The following is a 15,847-nucleotide window of genomic DNA, read 5'->3' as shown; positions in this document are numbered from 1 at the left end:
GCGACCTGTCCCTACAGAATGAACTGATCTCAATGTAACTCAAACTCACAACTAACTGGCAAATGATCGCTAACTTTTAACCACAGTTCTACATCGCCAATCTCAATCTTAGTCAGACTATCTGAAAATTCTCTGCTGCCAAATACATAATCGATATGGTAGGGCCTCTCCAGTTTTCGGTGAAAGAAGAAGGTAGGTTGAGACTCTTTTCCTTGTTCTTCTTTGAGATACAGATGGTATAAACTTCTTATTCCCAGTTCTTCCAATTCTTTAACTACATCAGAGTGATTCCACCACCTATCCCATTGGTCCCAAGTGGTATTGCTGTTAAAATCTCCCGCAATCAAAGTTTGCTTGAAGTGTTGCTTGTTCACTTGAAGGTACTTCCACAACTGGCCGATGTAGCCGAAGTTCGGAGAGTTATTCAGGTGCGTCCAAACCCCTAAAAGATCAAACATATCGTTGATCCTGCATGGCAAAAAGTGCTTTACCGTATGACCCTGATAAGTATTACTCCAATCCAGTGGCTCCATTTTTATGTGCTGAGTTGCGAAAATACCGAGCCCCTTATTCTTGGTATCGCCAATCCAGATATGATTTTTTGCCCAAGCCATGTAAGCTGGGTGGCGGGACCGCTCAGGGGCCTCACACTCTTGTATGATGTAAATGTCAGCTTCAAAGCTTGACAAATGCTCAAATTTGTTCCTTAAAGCGCCATTGCAGTTCCATGTTACGATCTTCATTTCTTCAATTGATTGACCTACTCCACTTCAAAACTCCTCGGTAAATCAAAGCTCAGTGGCTTATTGCGGCTGTGGATCTGCTCCAGAAAGCTGTCTAGCTCGTCTTTGTACTCGAGGTGGTAATCTTCGTGGAGGTTTTTGCGGATAAGCTGGATCGTGCGCTGCAGGAGACGGGCGGTGGCGGTATAGAAGGCTTTGTAATAACTGTCGAACTGGCCGGTGAAGTTGTCGAAGATCAGGCGCAACAGGTATAGGTGCAGGTCTGTTTCCAGCTTCACATCCTTGGTAATGCGCTTGAAACGGGCAATCTCCTTGGCTGACTTTCGCAGCGATTTAGTCAGGGCGCGACCGAGGTAGCGGCCCGTGGTGCCGATCATCAGCTCGTGTATTTTCTCGGCGGTTTGTTCGTAGGCTTCTTCCGGCGTGAGTTCGCCCAGTTCGATGGCCAGCAAATCGTACAGTTCCCCATCGCGCCGGGCGGCTTTGATGATAATGGCTTCCTTTTCTTTATCGCTAAGCTGCTGAACAGCTTTCTTAAAACCAGTGGACACGGTGGGCATAGGGTATAGGCTAAGGTATAAAGCGGCAAACGCTCGCTGATGATGTTGGTTGCGTATGTGCAGGCTATACCTGTAAAGCTAGGAAAAATTGATTTGGTGTTCAAGAAGGGGTATGCTTGAGAACAAGAAGTGGTTATACCTGTTCTTAATACCTGTCATTTCGACCTTTGGGAGAAATCTGAAGGTTTTCACAATTACCAAAAAAATCAGATTTCTCACTAGCGTTCGAAATGACAGCGAAGGTTTAGTTTATCCCCTGAAATATCTGCCCTCACAGGAATTAAGCCCGGCTCCGGATTGTTTTAACCTATACCTTTTTTGGATAGCCGGAGCTGGACGGGGAGTGCTGTTTTATAGTTGCTTCCGCTTCCGTAGCTCCGTAAAAATTCGTAATTTTGCACTATGAATATTGAGACAGAAATTTTACATCAGGATGAGGTGGCCCTGCTCGAAGAGAGTACCGATCTGCGCAACCTGATTGTGTATAACGACGACGTGAACACATTTGACCACGTGATCGCAACGCTTATCAAGGTATGCGGTCACTCGGCGGAACAGGCGGAGCAATGCACGCTGCTGATCCACTACAAGGGCAAGTGTACCGTGAAGGTAGGGTCTTACGAGGAGTTGGCAGGTATGTGCACTGCCCTGCACGACAAAGACTTGTCGGCCAACATAGAGTAGCGGGAGGTTGAATGGAATTTCCGTCTAAATTGATTGAAAACGCCGTTGAGGAGCTGGCCAAGCTCCCGGGCGTAGGGCGCAAGACTGCCCTGCGGTTGGCGCTGCACATGCTTAAAGAGGAGTCTGAAGAGACTTTTCTGCTGGCTGAGGCGCTCGTGAAAATGCGTACTGAAGTGAAGCACTGCAAGGAGTGTCACAACATTTCAGACACAGAAGTGTGCAGCATTTGCCTGAACCCGCTGCGTGACCGTAGTCTGCTGTGCGTGGTGAGTGACATCCGCGACGTGATCGCGATAGAGAATACATCTCAGTTCAAAGGCCTGTACCATGTATTGGGTGGTGTGATATCCCCGATCGAAGGCGTTGGCCCATCGGACCTGCACATCGATTCGCTGCTGGAGCGCCTGCCGAACTCAGAAGTAAAAGAGATCCTGCTGGCCATCAGCCCCACCATGGAAGGCGACACCACTGCTTTCTACCTGACCCGCAAACTGCGCGACCACAATGTGCGCATCACCACCATCGCCCGTGGTGTGCCGGTAGGAGGGGAACTGGAGTATACCGATGAGATTACCCTGGGACGCAGCATTGTAGAACGTACCTCTTACGGCAAGAACTAAATCCGCGGCTTGTAATAGCTGGGAAAGGACATGCGAAAGCATGTCCTTTTTGGTTTTTGACAGGTATAGGTGTCAACATGGCGCGACCGTCCACGCTCGTGTCTACTATCGTGGGGCCTCTGGCCCCTTTGTCAGGGATAGCTGATGCTTTTGTAGGTATAGTTTTGCTGAAGTATAGCCTTCCTTAGGTATAGCAGCGGTGTTGTTGCATAGCTTTGCCTTGCCAGGCGGGCTGCTTTTTCGCCTGTGCGTCGGGCACTCACTTTTTTCCTTGATGAAAAAATAGAGGGCCCCTACCCCCAGTAAGGAAAAAAATCAAGACGATTTTGAACTCGCTGACCGCTCAGACAAAAAATCGTCAAAAGTGCACTTGGCACCGCTTTCTGCTGCGTAGGTAACTGAAAGTTACCTAGCAATACGTGTCAGTGGTTCGTGGGGTGTGAGTGGTTATTGCTGAAACAAGGAAGCAGTAGCTGTGAACTTGTAATTACTAATTCCCCTCTTGGGAGGGGTAGGGGTGGGTTAATCATGCACAAGAATCCTTCAAATCCTTTCTAATTCCCGTAATCCTGATTCAGACAAAAGGAGGGATTCAGAGTAGGTAAAACACCCCCCTTATCACTGGTTTTCTCTTGCATTATATTAACTTTGGAGCTTAATTCAGATTAAGCATGCAGAACACAGCATTGAACATACTTTCAGACAGAATCATGGCGCTTTCGGAGTCGCAGACCATCGCGATGGCCAAAAAAGGGCGTGAACTCGCCGCGCAGGGGCACGATATCATCAACCTGAGCTTTGGGGAACCCGATTTCCAGACGCCACAGTACATCAAAGACGCAGCGAAAGAGGCGATTGATGAAGGCTTTACCTTCTATACCCCGGTACCGGGCTTCCCGGCGCTGCGTCAGGCGATTGCCGACAAGTTCAAGCGCGACAACAACCTGGACTATGGTCCGGAGAACATTGTGGTGTCGACAGGGGCCAAGCAATCCATAGCCAATGCAGTGATGTGTCTGGTGAATCCGGGAGATGAGGTGATCATCTTTTCGCCGTACTGGGTGTCCTATGAAGAGATTGTGAAATTGGCGGAAGGTATACCTGTGCCGCTGCAGGGCCGTCTGGAGAACGACTTCAAAGTAACACCGGAGCAACTCGAGAACGCCATTACCTCCAATACCAAAGTGGTGATGTACTCTTCGCCTTGTAATCCGACCGGTTCTGTGTTCGACGAGGAAGAACTGCTCGCGATTGCCAAGGTGCTGGAGAAACACCCGCAGGTATACATCATCGCCGACGAGATTTACGAGTACATCAACTTCGGAGGCAAGCACGCCAGCATGGCCGGCTTCGACTTTATTAAAGACCGTGTGATCACTGTGAACGGCTTCTCGAAAGGCTATGCCATGACGGGCTGGCGCGTGGGCTACATTGCGGCGCACAAAGACATCGCAACTGCCTGTGAGAAAATGCAGAGCCAGATTACGTCTGGTACCTGCTCCATCGCCCAGAAAGCGGCTCATGCGGCGCTGTTAGGTGGTAATGAATCTGCCCTGGAAATGCGTGACGCCTATCGCCGCCGCCGTGACCTCGTGCTGGAGATCATGCAGGATATACCGGGCTTCAAGACGAACGTGCCGACCGGCGCTTTCTATATTTTCCCGGATGTGAGTTATTACTTCGGAAAGAGCTGCAACGGCAACATCATCAGTAGTGCCCTCGACCTGAGCCTATACCTGCTCACGGACGCGCATGTGGCGCTGGTGAGTGGTGAGGCCTTTGGCGCTCCGCAGTGTATCCGTTTCTCTTACGCCACATCCGACGATAAACTAATTGAGGCGCTCCGCCGCATTAAGGAGAGCCTTGCCAAATTGCAGTAATGAATCAGCATACCAATTTAGAAGATTTATTCAGTGCGTTTGACCGCCTGACGGTGCTCATCGTGGGCGACGTGATGATCGACTCATACCTGTGGGGCAAGTCAACGCGGATTTCGCCGGAGGCACCGGTGCCGATTGTGAACGTGGTGAAACGCGAGAAACGACTGGGAGGAGCCGCCAACGTAGCCCTGAACGTGCAAGCCATGGGCGCAACACCGCTGCTTTGTTCGGTCATCGGCGATGACCCGGACGGAGGCGATTTCCTGCGCCTGATGGAAGAGCGCAACCTCTCCATTGAAGGGATTGTGCAAAGCCCGGAGCGGGTAACAACCATCAAGCATCGTATCATTGCCGGTGCACAGCAACTGCTGCGCGTGGACGCCGAGATCGAGCACAACCTGGCCGACTACGAAGAGCGCCACCTGGAGGAGCACTACCTGAAGTTACTCGATCGTGCCGATGTGGTTGTGTTTGAGGACTACGACAAAGGCGTTTTCTCCGAGCATAACATTGCCCGCTTTATTGAGCTGGCCAACGAGCGCGGTATACCTACCGTGGTAGATCCGAAGAAGAAAAATTTCCTGAGCTACAAAGGCTGTACGCTTTTCAAACCCAACCTGAAAGAACTCAAAGAAGGCTTGAAAGTGGACTTTGCCGACGAAAACCTGCATGCCTTTGAAGAGGCCGTGACCCAGTTGCAAGAACGGCTTTCGACCAGGCAAGTGCTCGTGACGCTTTCTGAGCGTGGCGTGTTTGTGGCCAACGGCGAGGAGAAGACCTATATACCTGCCCACCGCCGGTCTATTTCCGACGTGTCAGGGGCCGGCGATACGGTGATCAGCATTGCGGCGCTGTGTATGGCGCTGCGCACTTCGCTGCCATTTATGGCCGGCCTGAGCAACCTGGGCGGCGGACTGGTATGCGAACAGGTAGGGGTAGTGCCTGTCGACAGAAACCGCTTGTTCGAAGAAGCAAAAGAGAACAGGCTGTACGAAACCCATGAACACCGAACAGCTTAACAGGCTGCTGTACGGCAGCAAGCTGCGCGCATACATGCTGATGCGCCGCACCACTTATACGCTCACGATTGTAGCGATAGGCTTGCTGTTGTATGCACATGGTGTTGTGACCGATCCTGGAACCATTCAGCTTATTTTTTACGCCATCGACGCCATCCTCGGAGTCTTTGTTGTAATTTATTTGCTGCGTATCCTCTATGGCTTTGAGCGGGCCAAGTTCCTGCGGCGAACATGGTTTGAGGGCATTTTGATGGCCATTATTCTGGTCAACCATGTGGGTACTTACCTGTTTAACTTCCCTATAATCTACAATATTTTTGAAGGCATAGGCATGCCGCTTTCGGTGGAGATCTACCGTGTGCTGGTCTCGCTTTACATGCTCTTGCTACTGGTAATTGAGTTGCTTGAAACAAGGGTACACCTCAAAACCCTGCAGGTAAAGCCGGCTGTAACCTTCCTGATGAGCTTTCTGACGCTCATCGCATTGGGCACGGCCATGTTCATGTTGCCTAAAATGACCAATGACCCGGACGGTATGCGCTTCATCGATGCGCTGTTTATGGCAACCAGTGCCTCCTGCATCACCGGCCTGACGGTAGTGGACCCGGGTACTTATTTTACTTTTTCGGGTCAGGTTATTCTCCTTTTGCTAGTGCAGCTGGGTGGTTTGGGTGTGATGACTTTTGCTACCTTCTTTGCCACGCTCATGCGCCAGGGGATAGGTATAAAGCAGCACGTAGCCATGTTTGAGATCATGGAAAGTGAGTCTATCTCTTTCACTAAAGGACTGCTGCGCAAGCTGATCATCATGACGCTTTCTATTGAAGCCATCGGAGCTGTGATTGTTTTCGCGACGTGGAGTAATGAAGTTGAATTTGTAGGCCTTGGCAGTAAGATATTCTTCTCTATTTTTCATGCCGTGTCTGGTTTTTGTAATGCTGGCTTTTCGTTGTTCCCGGAGGGCCTGTACAGTAACCCGCTGCAGGGCGCCTACGTGCTTCATCTTACCATTGCTGCTCTGGTTATATTAGGCGGTATAGGTTTTCCCACTATCATTGATGTACTGTCGCCAAGAGCCATGCGTGCCCGTATGGATATGCCATGGCGTAACTGGAAAATGATGACACGTGTAACCGTGTATTCTTCGGCCGCCCTGCTGGCCTTCGGTACAATCACCTTTTTCCTGCTGGAGTACTTCAATACACTCTCGCACCTGAACTTTGCGGAGGCGCTTATTACATCCTTTTTTCAGTCGGCAACCACCCGTTCTTCTGGGTTCAACACCGTGGATACTTCCGCCATTTCGGTGCCTGCTTTACTGATCATGATGATGCTGATGTTTATTGGCGCCTCGCCGGGGTCGATGGGCGGTGGTATCAAGACGACTACTTTTACAGTTATCATCCTGTCGGTTTGGACGACCATCGTGGGCAAGCGAAACATTGAAATCGGGAAACGCACCATTCCGCACTCGGTGTCTTACAAGGCTTTTGCAGTGTTTACCTTTGCAGTTGGCTTCAATATTTTGTTTCTGATCATTCTGTCTATATCTGATGCCCAGTTCGACATACTGCGACTGGCATTCGAACAGGTGTCTGCCTTTGCCACCGTGGGCCTGAGCACAGGTATAACGGCCGGCCTTTCGGATGTAGGAAAAACAGTGATCATCATGTCGATGTACATCGGCAGGGTAGGAACACTTACCCTGGCGCTAGCCATCAGTACGCGAGCTACTTCTACCGCTTACAAGTATCCGGATACACATTTGGCTATTGGTTAAGCTTGTGTTAGCTTTGGCACTTGAACTTCATTAAATGCGCACAGAAGAGCTAAACAGGGCGCTTTATGGCAGTAAGCTCAGGGCATACGCCCTGATGCGGCGCACCACCTACCTGCTTACCCTTATTTCGGTTGGCTTGCTTATTTATGCGCATGGCATTGCGCAGAAGCCTGCCACGACTCAGCTGCTGTTCAATGCCATCGATGCCATTCTGTCGATCTTCGTTATTATCTACCTATTGCGTATCCTTTATAGCTTCGAGCGAAAGAAGTTCCTGAGGCGCACCTGGTTCGAAGGCCTGCTGATGGCGATTATCCTGATTAACGAGGTGAGCACTTATGGTCTGCAGGAGTCAGCGATCTATACCTTCTTCGAAAGCATCGACATACCGCTTTCCGTGGAGGTGTACCGGGTGGTCGTGTCGCTGTTTATGCTGCTGCTGCTGATCATTGAGTTGCTGGAAACCCGCGTGCACCTCAAAACACTTCAGTTCAAGCCCACAATCACATTTCTGCTTAGTTTCCTGTTCCTGATCCTGATAGGAGCAGGCTTGCTGATGATGCCTAACATGATCACCACGCCGGGCAGTATGCGTTTTATTGACGCCCTCTTCATGGCGGCCAGCGCTTCCTGCGTGACAGGTCTGGCTGTAGTGGATCCGGGGACTTACTTTACTTTTTCGGGGCAGGTGGTACTGTTGATGCTCGTGCAGCTAGGGGGCTTGGGTATTCTGACTTTCGCTACCTTCTTTGCCACGCTCATGCGACAGGGCGTAGGTATAAAACAGCACGTGGCCATGTACGAGATCATGGAGAGTGAGTCGCTTTTCTCCACCAAAAACCTGCTGCGCAAACTGGTCGTGATGACCTTCACTATTGAAGCCATCGGGGCTGTGGTCATCTTTATGACATGGGGGCAGGAAGCTCAGTTTGAGAGTCTTGGCAGTAAAATATTCTTTTCGATCTTTCATGCTGTGTCGGCTTTTTGTAACGCCGGACTGTCGCTTTTCCCAGAGGGATTGTACACCGAACCTGTGCGGTTTTCTTATGTAATGCACTTGACTGTGGCCCTCCTGATTATCTTCGGGGGCATCGGTTTTCCGACCATCCTCGATGTGCTGTCGCCGCAATCAATGCGGGCTCGCATGGAGAGGCCTTGGAGAAACTGGAGACTACTCTCACGTATTACCATTTTTACCTCTGCTGCCCTTATTGCGATGGGCACGGTAGGCTTTTTTCTGCTGGAGTATTACAATACTTTAGCGCAACTCAGTTTTGTGGAAGCCGTGATTGCATCTTTTTTTCAGGCAGTAACGACCCGTACCGCGGGATTTAACACACTCGATATATCGGCGCTAAATGTACCCACTCTCCTGATGTTCATCTTTCTGATGTTTATCGGAGCGTCGCCAGGTTCTACTGGTGGTGGTATTAAAACGACTACCTTCACGATTATTCTGTTATCGGTGTGGGCAACAATTCGCGGCAAACGAAACGTGGAGATAGGTAACCGCACCATACCGCACTCCGTGTCTTACAAGGCTTTTTCGGTTTTTACGTTCGCCGCCATGATTAACATTCTATTCCTGTTCATCCTCACCATCACCGACTCCCAGTTCGATATTTTCAGACTGGCATTTGAACAGGTATCGGCATTTGCAACGGTGGGTCTCAGCACAGGTATAACCGCCGGTCTTTCCGATGCGGGCAAGGGCGTTATCATCGTGTCAATGTTCATGGGCAGAGTGGGTACACTGACCCTCGCCCTCGCCCTGAGCACACGTGCCACCACAACTGCCTACAAATATCCGGAGACGCACGTGCCAGTCGGATAAAAGAGTTGAGGAGTTTAAGAGTCGAGGGATTAGGGAAATGCAGCATTAGTAAATTTTGACTTTTGGTTTTTAACCAACCTCTCTTTAAACAGAGAAGGTCCGCCAAATTTGGCGGACCTTCTCTGTTTAAAGCGTATTCTGATTAGATAGGGCCTGAAAGTTCGATTGCTTTCTCGTTCTTCTTAAACCCCAAACTCTCTAACTTCTGAAGCTTCCGCTATACTCCTTCACCGTCTGGATAAAGCATTTTACTTTCTCCGGGTCAGTGTCAGGGTATACACCGTGGCCGAGGTTGGCGATGTGGCGCTGCGGTCCGAACTCCTTCAGCATTTTGATGGTCTCGTGCTGGATGGTGTCGAAGGAGCTGTAAAGGAGGCATGGGTCCATGTTGCCTTGCAGGGTCTTATTCGGGCCAACCTGTGCTCTGGACGTTTTGATGTCCATGTTCCAGTCGAGGCCGATGGTTTCGCAGTTGAGTTTGCTGAAATCCTCCAGGGCAAAGAAAGCACCTTTGGCGAATACCGTTACCGGCACCTCGTTGATAGCGTTGCAAATTTCGCTGATGTATGGGAGTGAGAACTCACGGTAGTGCGCTGGTGTGAGTATACCTGCCCAGGAGTCGAACACCTGTATCAGGTTGGCACCCGCCTCTACCTGTGCCTTCAGGTATGCGATGGTGGTGTCGGTGATCATGCGCAGCATCTGGTGTGCCAGCTTCGGGTTGGTGTAGAGTAAACCGCGCGCATGCGAGAATGTCTTGGAGCCACTGCCCTCTACCATGTAGGCGAGGATCGTCCAGGGTGCACCTGCAAAACCGATCAATGGCACACGACCATTCAGGGCTTTCTTCGTTACTCTGATAGCCTCCAGTACATAGCCCAGGTGCTCGTGCGGATCAGCTACACGGAGTCTTGCCAGATCAGCTTCAGTACGGATCGTCTTAGGGAACCATGGTCCGCGCTTCTCCACCATTTCGTAGGTACAACCCATCGCCTCCGGCACCACCAGGATGTCAGAGAAAATAATGGCGGCATCCACATCCAGGATGTCTACGGGTTGAATGGTTACTTCAGCAGCCAGATCAGGCGTTTCCACTAACTCTTTAAAACCGCTCAGGCTCTCGCGTACGGCTCTGTATTCAGGTAGGATGCGGCCAGCCTGGCGCATCAGCCACACCGGAGTACGTTCTACGGTTTCTCCTTTGGCGGCTCTTATAAGCAGGTCATTCTTCAATTGCATGGCACAAAGATACGTTAAAAATGCTGACTGTCGGAAGATGATTGTTATCATCAAACGGCATGGCAACTGTCATATAAAAATGGTGTACTCTGTGCGGGGTGATGTGGTTAGGGATTTTTGGTTGGTGTATTTAAAATAGCTGTGTAGTCGTGCCTATGTGAAGAACAAGGCTTTTATACCTGTCACAATAAAGTTTACCCCGATTGACAGTACCAGGAAGCCCATTATACGCGACAGTGCGGACAGCCCTGCTTTCCCCATAAACTGCAGCAACTGATGCGAGAAAATAAGAATCAGGTAGGCCACTACCGCCAATGCGACAATGGCTGTTACGACTAGGCCCAAATCAGTTATTAAAAGTGCATCGGAGTATAGGCTGATGCTTACAGCAATGGCTCCCGGGCCCGACAGCATCGGCATGGCAAGTGGTGCAAAGGAAATGTCTTCTTTCTGCATACTCTCCTTCAGGACGCCTTTCGATACTTTTTTGCCACGGTGTGCCTTGCTGGAGAGCAACTCAAAGCCTGCCTTCATGATCATCAGTCCGCCTGCGATGCGGATGTCGTGGAGCCGGATGCCGAAGAAGTTGAGCACATACTGGCCGGCCAAAAAGAACACTCCCAGTATCAGTGCCATGTAGATACAGGCCCGCAGCGCTTGCTGGTTGCGGTTGGAGGGGGTATCGTCTTGGGTGAGGGTCAAAAATACGGGCATTGCCCCGAAGGGGTTTACCACACTAAATAAGGCCGAAAAAGTGGCCAGCATCATTTCCATAGCTTGGTCAGGTTGTTTTCTGATGCAAAGCTAGGGTGGTGAAATTACGCCTGCGTTAACGCCGTATTGTATGATTGTTAAGTGTGAAGAGTTCTTTTTTCTTGTGGGGCAATGACTAAAGTTCAATTGAGGATGACGTCGTAGCTTCGAAAATCCTGTCAATCTTTTAATCCTGTAAATCCTGATCTACGACAAAAACAGCGCATAAATAGCCGACACGATAAAATTCACACCGATGGACAGTACGATAAAGCCCATGATGCGGGATAGCGCCGACAGACCTGCCTTGCCCATAAAACGAGTCAGCTGGGTCGAGAAGCGGAGAATGACGTAACTGATCGCGGCCAGCAGAATGATACCGACCAAGATTAGTGTCATATCCAGAAAGGAAAGTGAAGTGGTGAATAAACCGATACTTACCGCAATGGCGCCCGGACCGGAAAGCATAGGCATAGCCAGCGGCGTGAAGGAAATATCTTCTTTGTGCTGCGCTTCCTCCACTACATCCGGCGACACTTTTTTGTTGCTGCCACCTGGTGTGAGCAATTCAAAGCCGGCCCGCATGATCATCAAGCCGCCCGCGATGCGCAGGTCGTGTATGCGGATGCCGAAGAAGTTGAGCACGTACTGCCCCGCCAGAAAGAACACCGCCAGTATACCCACCATGTAGAGGCAAGCTTTGAGCGCCTGTTGGTTACGTTGTTCAGTTGTGTCGTTTTGAGTAAGCGTCAGAAACACCGGCATGGCCCCAAAAGGGTTCACTACCGAGAAAAGGGCAGAAAGCGTGGCAAGAATAATTTCCATGGGAGCGATAAACGTAGAACTTCCAATATAGTTTTTAATCAATATAAAACCAAAGAACAGCGTTTCCCAGGTATAGAAATGCAACAGAAGGTAAGGCGATTAAAACATAATCCTTAATTTTGGGTAGTCAACACCCTAAGCAACGATACTATGAAAGGAGAAGTAAAGCTCGGAATACTGGGCGGTGGGCAGCTGGGTCGCATGCTCATACAGGCCGGACTCGATTTCAATATCTATACCCTGGTGCTCGACCCGGACGAGAACGCACCCTGCAAAGACGTGTGCAACGAGTTTTACGTGGGCAGCTTCCGCGACTTCGACACGGTATATGAATTCGGTAAAAACTGTGATATCCTCACGATTGAGATTGAGCATGTAAACGCTGATGCACTTGAGAAACTTGAGCAGGAAGGTGTGAAGGTATACCCGGATGCCAGCACGGTGCGCACCATACAGGACAAGGGCTTGCAAAAGGAATTCTACCGCAAGCACGCCATACCTACCGCCGATTTCAGAATTCTGAAAGATGCCGAAGAACTACAAGCCAATACTGATTTTCTGCCGGCTTTCCAGAAGCTGCGCCGCGAAGGATACGATGGGCGCGGCGTGACTCGTCTGCAGAGTGATGCTGATCTGGGGAAGGGCTTCACGGAACCGTCAGTGCTGGAGAAACTGGTGGACTTTGAAAAAGAGATTTCCGTGATCGTGGCCCGCAATGCCAGCGGGCAGGTAACGGCCTTCCCGGTAGTAGAGCTGAGTTTCCACCCGGAACATAACCTCGTAGATTCCCTTTTTGCGCCTGCCAACGTGCCATACAAACTGCAGCGCCTCGCTATCGAAATAGCTACCCGCGTGATCGAGTCGTTTGACATGGTCGGTATTCTGGCCGTGGAGATGTTCCTGACCAAGGACGGGCAGATACTGGTGAATGAGGTAGCGCCTCGTCCGCACAACAGCGGGCACCATACCATCAAAGCAAATTATACTTCACAGTACGAGCAGCACCTGCGCGCCATCCTGAACTTGCCGCTCGGTAGCACCGATATCCAGAGTGCCGCCGTGATGCTGAACCTGTTGGGTGAACCGGGCTATGACGGCGAGGCCAGGTACGAAGGCCTGCAGGAAGCGCTGGCTGTACCAGGTGTGTACATTCACCTCTATGGCAAAAAATATACCCGTGCTGCCCGTAAAATGGGCCACATCACGGTGCTGGGCACTGACCTGCAGGAAGCTCAGCAGCGGGCCGAGTCAATCCGTAACATCATCAAAGTAATCGCATAATATGGCTAATGAAACAACCACGCAGCCGTTGGTAGGCATTATCATGGGCAGCCAGTCTGACATGAAAGTAATGGAAGCCGCAGCTGAGATACTCGAAAACCTGGGGGTGCCTTTTGAGATCACCATCGTGTCGGCGCACCGCACTCCGCACCGCATGTTCGAGTATGCCGAGCAGGCACGTAAAAAAGGTCTTAAAGTAATTATTGCCGGAGCCGGTGGTGCTGCCCACCTGCCAGGTATGGTCGCTTCTATCACCACACTGCCGGTTATCGGGGTGCCGGTGAAGTCAAGCAACTCCATCGATGGCTGGGATTCTGTACTGTCGATCCTCCAAATGCCGGGCGGTGTGCCGGTGGCGACTGTAGCACTCGACGGCGCCCTGAACGCAGGTATACTGGCCGCGCAGATCATCGGCACCTCCAACGCCGCTGTGGCGGATAAGCTGGAGAAGTATAAGGTGAGCCTGAAAGACAAGGTGATGCGCTCGGTGGAGGAACTGCGCAGGGGCGGTCGGGATCTGGACTAAGGTATAGTTTTATCAAAAAAGAAAGGCCCGCAGTTTCACAACTGCGGGCCTTTCTTTTGTACCTGATTAAGGGTTAAAACCTATACCCCGCCAGTATGCTGACCCCGGCGATGCTACTGGCAAGACTCCGGACGTTGGAAACACCTTCTGTTGTCTCATACCTTGACTCGATGTGTAGGGCCCTTTCACTGATCGGGTATAGGAGACCTATACCTGCCTGCACTCCGAACATGTACTGCTTAAAGACACTGCCCGGCAGGGCTTCGGCCTCTTCGGTATAACTGGTATTATGAAACGTGCTGTTTTTGGTTTCCACTCTGTTCGTGCTGAACGCATAAGAGTAGGAGGCACCGGCGTTCACAAATGGCCTGACTTTGCCCTTAGGGAAGGTATAGCGTAGCTGAGCAGGCACTTTCAGGTAGTGCAGATCGAGCAACAGGTCGTAGTTTGTGGTCCTGCCCATGTTATTCACGTTCTCGATCTCACCCTCGAAGCGGTAGGGAGCGTAGAGCAGTTCCAGCGCCAGCGAAAGCTTCTCGCTGATGGCAGGATTGGAGACTTCCAGGGCTAGCCCGCCGCCCAGACCCAGCCCGGCATTGTGGAATGAAGCCTTGGAATAGGGGTGCTCACCCGACATTTTCAACGCCGGCTTTGAGAAGACAAGCACAGGAGAGGGTTTCACACTGGTTTTTCTGGATGGCTGCACGTACTGGCTTCCACCCATGCAGTCATTATAATCGTTGGCCAGCCTGGTTAGGGAGTTATGCCGCAAGGGTACGTTTCGGAGCCGCTCGTCTGTCATAGCCGGGCAGTCGTAGAAAGAAGACCTCAGTACGCTCAGGTATAGCTGGTCCACCATCCGGTAAGTTTTACCGGTCCTGGGGTCTTTCCTGTTATAAACATTTTCTTTCAGTTCTACCAGTTCACCTCCCTCTTTTGACAGATAGAAGTGGTCCAGGTCCGAAGCATCCCGATAGGTATAAACAGAAGCTTTACCCTTTGCCAGCACGTGCAGAAATAAGCGCTGTGCGGACTGTGCCTCATCAGCAGGTATCATTTGCGCCTCGTATACCTTGTTCTCTTTTACAAAACCGTAACCAGATAACTGAGAAGGATCAAAGTCCTGCTCCGGTGCCCCCAGGTTAGCCTTAAAAGTGGTTATTTTAGAACTGCGGACCGCACCCCGGTAATCGACGTAGCCACGTATTGTGTCGGTGTTCTGAACGATATAGCCCGACCGGAAATCCTTTTGGGCGGAGGCTGTTGCAATAACTGTAAAGGCGAGCAGAAAAGTAAGGTAAAGCTGTTTCATTAAGCTGTTTTCAATGAGTGAAGTGTCAGTATAGTAAAACAAATATAAAGCGTATACCTGGGAGAAGTAAAAATGGTTAAAAATAATAGCCTATACCTAGGTTCATTTTGCTCAGGCTAAAGCCCATATCTGTTTGGCTACCCCGGCCTAAATCATGTTGATAGTGCAGAAGATTAACCTTCAGGTCTATACCTATTTTGGTGCTCGGGAAGAACACCAGGCCGGGCGAAACCCTGGCGTAGAGGGAACCCTGCTTCGTTTCAGATTTTGCAAAATACTCCCCATTCAAATCTCCCGGATACCTGGTACCTGAGAAATAGCTTTCTGATTTTACTTTTGCTGCCTGGAAGCCTGTCGTACCTTCCGCAAAAAGTGCGAACCGGTTGCTAAGTGGAATATAATAGCGGGCCATGGGACCGAGGTTGTAAATACGGGTAACTGTTTCGCTTTCTGCGCGGTAGTGGCTGCTATAGTCAGGCGTTGCTTCCGTTCGTTTTTGGCTGTGGATGGAGTAATAGTAACCGCCGCTTATTCCAACCATCAGGTTGTCTGTCGTAAAGATTCCGGCTGAGGGCCTCACTTCATAAGAGGAGGTCTTATTGCCCTCATCAGGCTTTTTGAAACCGACACCTGCGCTAATACCGGTGAATCGGGTACCTGTTTGAAGTTGGGCAAAGGCGCTGCCGGCTACCAGCATCACCAGCAAGAGGAGGCTTGTTGTTTTCATGGCTCGAAGATGTACCATGAAATATAGTCATAAATAAATATTTTTTTGGAAGTAAGCAAAGAAA

The 15,847-nt window shown here is 50.5% G+C and carries 15 protein-coding genes; 8 read left to right on the top strand and 7 right to left on the bottom strand.

All coding sequences use genetic code 11. From position 1 onward, the window contains the following. Nucleotides 1-29: 29 nt before the first annotated feature. Together AC5FXQ_RS01385 and AC5FXQ_RS01380 are read right to left on the bottom strand one after the other, a co-directional pair. Nucleotides 30-743, bottom strand: coding sequence for an endonuclease/exonuclease/phosphatase family protein (locus AC5FXQ_RS01385; protein WP_493600713.1), 714 nt, complete (start codon nt 741-743; stop codon nt 30-32). Nucleotides 744-760: 17 nt separating this feature from the next. After that, on the bottom strand, nt 761-1,303 hold the full coding sequence (locus tag AC5FXQ_RS01380; protein ID WP_493600712.1) for a hypothetical protein: 543 nt from the start codon (nt 1,301-1,303) through the stop codon (nt 761-763). Between the two features lie 402 nt (nt 1,304-1,705). On the opposite strand from AC5FXQ_RS01380, the gene AC5FXQ_RS01375 reads away from it, so the two are divergent. From AC5FXQ_RS01375 to AC5FXQ_RS01350, 6 genes are all read left to right on the top strand, one after another. After that, a complete protein-coding gene (locus AC5FXQ_RS01375) occupies nt 1,706-1,987 on the top strand; it encodes an ATP-dependent Clp protease adaptor ClpS (protein WP_101445728.1) in 282 nt (93 codons plus the stop codon). Nucleotides 1,988-1,998: 11 nt separating this feature from the next. Then, on the top strand, nt 1,999-2,607 hold the full coding sequence (recR, locus tag AC5FXQ_RS01370; protein WP_493600711.1) for a recombination mediator RecR: 609 nt from the start codon (nt 1,999-2,001) through the stop codon (nt 2,605-2,607). Nucleotides 2,608-3,278: 671 nt separating this feature from the next. Beyond that, nucleotides 3,279-4,487, top strand: a complete 1,209-nt coding sequence (locus tag AC5FXQ_RS01365; protein ID WP_493600710.1) for a pyridoxal phosphate-dependent aminotransferase — start codon at nt 3,279-3,281, stop codon at nt 4,485-4,487. Then, nucleotides 4,487-5,506, top strand: coding sequence for a bifunctional heptose 7-phosphate kinase/heptose 1-phosphate adenyltransferase (locus AC5FXQ_RS01360; RefSeq protein WP_493600709.1), 1,020 nt, complete (start codon nt 4,487-4,489; stop codon nt 5,504-5,506). The genes AC5FXQ_RS01365 and AC5FXQ_RS01360 overlap by 1 nt, the downstream gene beginning before the upstream one ends. Then, the gene (locus tag AC5FXQ_RS01355) at nt 5,487-7,286 is read left to right on the top strand and encodes a TrkH family potassium uptake protein (protein WP_493600708.1); all 1,800 of its coding nucleotides are present in this window, start codon (nt 5,487-5,489) and stop codon (nt 7,284-7,286) included. Before AC5FXQ_RS01360 ends, AC5FXQ_RS01355 begins: the two co-directional genes overlap by 20 nt. Nucleotides 7,287-7,320: 34 nt before the next feature. Then, nucleotides 7,321-9,120, top strand: coding sequence for a TrkH family potassium uptake protein (locus AC5FXQ_RS01350; RefSeq protein ID WP_493600707.1), 1,800 nt, complete (start codon nt 7,321-7,323; stop codon nt 9,118-9,120). Between the two features lie 198 nt (nt 9,121-9,318). Here the strand turns inward: AC5FXQ_RS01350 and hemE are convergent, their stop codons facing one another. From hemE to AC5FXQ_RS01335, 3 genes are all read right to left on the bottom strand, one after another. Further along, the gene (gene hemE, locus AC5FXQ_RS01345; RefSeq protein WP_493600706.1) at nt 9,319-10,359 is read right to left on the bottom strand and encodes a uroporphyrinogen decarboxylase; all 1,041 of its coding nucleotides are present in this window, start codon (nt 10,357-10,359) and stop codon (nt 9,319-9,321) included. Between the two features lie 153 nt (nt 10,360-10,512). Then, nucleotides 10,513-11,133, bottom strand: a complete 621-nt coding sequence (locus AC5FXQ_RS01340; RefSeq protein WP_299988113.1) for a MarC family NAAT transporter — start codon at nt 11,131-11,133, stop codon at nt 10,513-10,515. Between the two features lie 186 nt (nt 11,134-11,319). Beyond that, entirely contained in the window at nt 11,320-11,937 is a 618-nt protein-coding gene (locus AC5FXQ_RS01335) for a MarC family NAAT transporter (RefSeq protein WP_299702280.1), read from the bottom strand. A 150-nt stretch (nt 11,938-12,087) separates the two neighbouring features. Between AC5FXQ_RS01335 and AC5FXQ_RS01330 the strand changes: the two genes are divergently transcribed. Continuing rightward, complete coding sequence (locus AC5FXQ_RS01330; protein ID WP_493600705.1) at nt 12,088-13,218, top strand: 5-(carboxyamino)imidazole ribonucleotide synthase; 1,131 nt, start codon at nt 12,088-12,090, stop codon at nt 13,216-13,218. A 1-nt stretch (nt 13,219) separates the two neighbouring features. Further along, on the top strand, nt 13,220-13,744 hold the full coding sequence (purE, locus tag AC5FXQ_RS01325; RefSeq protein ID WP_493600704.1) for a 5-(carboxyamino)imidazole ribonucleotide mutase: 525 nt from the start codon (nt 13,220-13,222) through the stop codon (nt 13,742-13,744). Nucleotides 13,745-13,817: 73 nt separating this feature from the next. Here purE and AC5FXQ_RS01320 read toward each other — a convergent pair whose 3' ends face one another. Together AC5FXQ_RS01320 and AC5FXQ_RS01315 are read right to left on the bottom strand one after the other, a co-directional pair. Then, complete coding sequence (locus AC5FXQ_RS01320) at nt 13,818-15,056, bottom strand: outer membrane beta-barrel protein (protein ID WP_493600703.1); 1,239 nt, start codon at nt 15,054-15,056, stop codon at nt 13,818-13,820. A gap of 76 nt (nt 15,057-15,132) precedes the next feature. After that, nucleotides 15,133-15,783 carry an outer membrane beta-barrel protein gene (locus tag AC5FXQ_RS01315; RefSeq protein WP_493600702.1) on the bottom strand — a complete coding sequence of 217 codons (651 nt, stop codon included), beginning with the start codon at nt 15,781-15,783 and terminating at the stop codon, nt 15,133-15,135. Nucleotides 15,784-15,847: the final 64 nt, after the last annotated feature.

The sequence above is a fragment of the Pontibacter sp. LHS1 genome (assembly GCF_058932855.1).
This window is presented reverse-complemented; position numbering and strand designations above follow the sequence as displayed.

What these genes read in the sequence shown, in the direction of transcription:
- AC5FXQ_RS01385 (WP_493600713.1), bottom strand. Translation starts at nt 743, where the DNA reads ATGAAGATCGTAACATGGAACTGCAATGGCGCTTTAAGGAACAAATTT.
- AC5FXQ_RS01380 (WP_493600712.1), bottom strand. Translation starts at nt 1,303, where the DNA reads ATGCCCACCGTGTCCACTGGTTTTAAGAAAGCTGTTCAGCAGCTTAGC.
- AC5FXQ_RS01375 (WP_101445728.1), top strand. Translation starts at nt 1,706, where the DNA reads ATGAATATTGAGACAGAAATTTTACATCAGGATGAGGTGGCCCTGCTC.
- recR (WP_493600711.1), top strand. Translation starts at nt 1,999, where the DNA reads ATGGAATTTCCGTCTAAATTGATTGAAAACGCCGTTGAGGAGCTGGCC.
- AC5FXQ_RS01365 (WP_493600710.1), top strand. Translation starts at nt 3,279, where the DNA reads ATGCAGAACACAGCATTGAACATACTTTCAGACAGAATCATGGCGCTT.
- AC5FXQ_RS01360 (WP_493600709.1), top strand. Translation starts at nt 4,487, where the DNA reads ATGAATCAGCATACCAATTTAGAAGATTTATTCAGTGCGTTTGACCGC.
- AC5FXQ_RS01355 (WP_493600708.1), top strand. Translation starts at nt 5,487, where the DNA reads ATGAACACCGAACAGCTTAACAGGCTGCTGTACGGCAGCAAGCTGCGC.
- AC5FXQ_RS01350 (WP_493600707.1), top strand. Translation starts at nt 7,321, where the DNA reads ATGCGCACAGAAGAGCTAAACAGGGCGCTTTATGGCAGTAAGCTCAGG.
- hemE (WP_493600706.1), bottom strand. Translation starts at nt 10,359, where the DNA reads ATGCAATTGAAGAATGACCTGCTTATAAGAGCCGCCAAAGGAGAAACC.
- AC5FXQ_RS01340 (WP_299988113.1), bottom strand. Translation starts at nt 11,133, where the DNA reads ATGGAAATGATGCTGGCCACTTTTTCGGCCTTATTTAGTGTGGTAAAC.
- AC5FXQ_RS01335 (WP_299702280.1), bottom strand. Translation starts at nt 11,937, where the DNA reads ATGGAAATTATTCTTGCCACGCTTTCTGCCCTTTTCTCGGTAGTGAAC.
- AC5FXQ_RS01330 (WP_493600705.1), top strand. Translation starts at nt 12,088, where the DNA reads ATGAAAGGAGAAGTAAAGCTCGGAATACTGGGCGGTGGGCAGCTGGGT.
- purE (WP_493600704.1), top strand. Translation starts at nt 13,220, where the DNA reads ATGGCTAATGAAACAACCACGCAGCCGTTGGTAGGCATTATCATGGGC.
- AC5FXQ_RS01320 (WP_493600703.1), bottom strand. Translation starts at nt 15,056, where the DNA reads ATGAAACAGCTTTACCTTACTTTTCTGCTCGCCTTTACAGTTATTGCA.
- AC5FXQ_RS01315 (WP_493600702.1), bottom strand. Translation starts at nt 15,783, where the DNA reads ATGAAAACAACAAGCCTCCTCTTGCTGGTGATGCTGGTAGCCGGCAGC.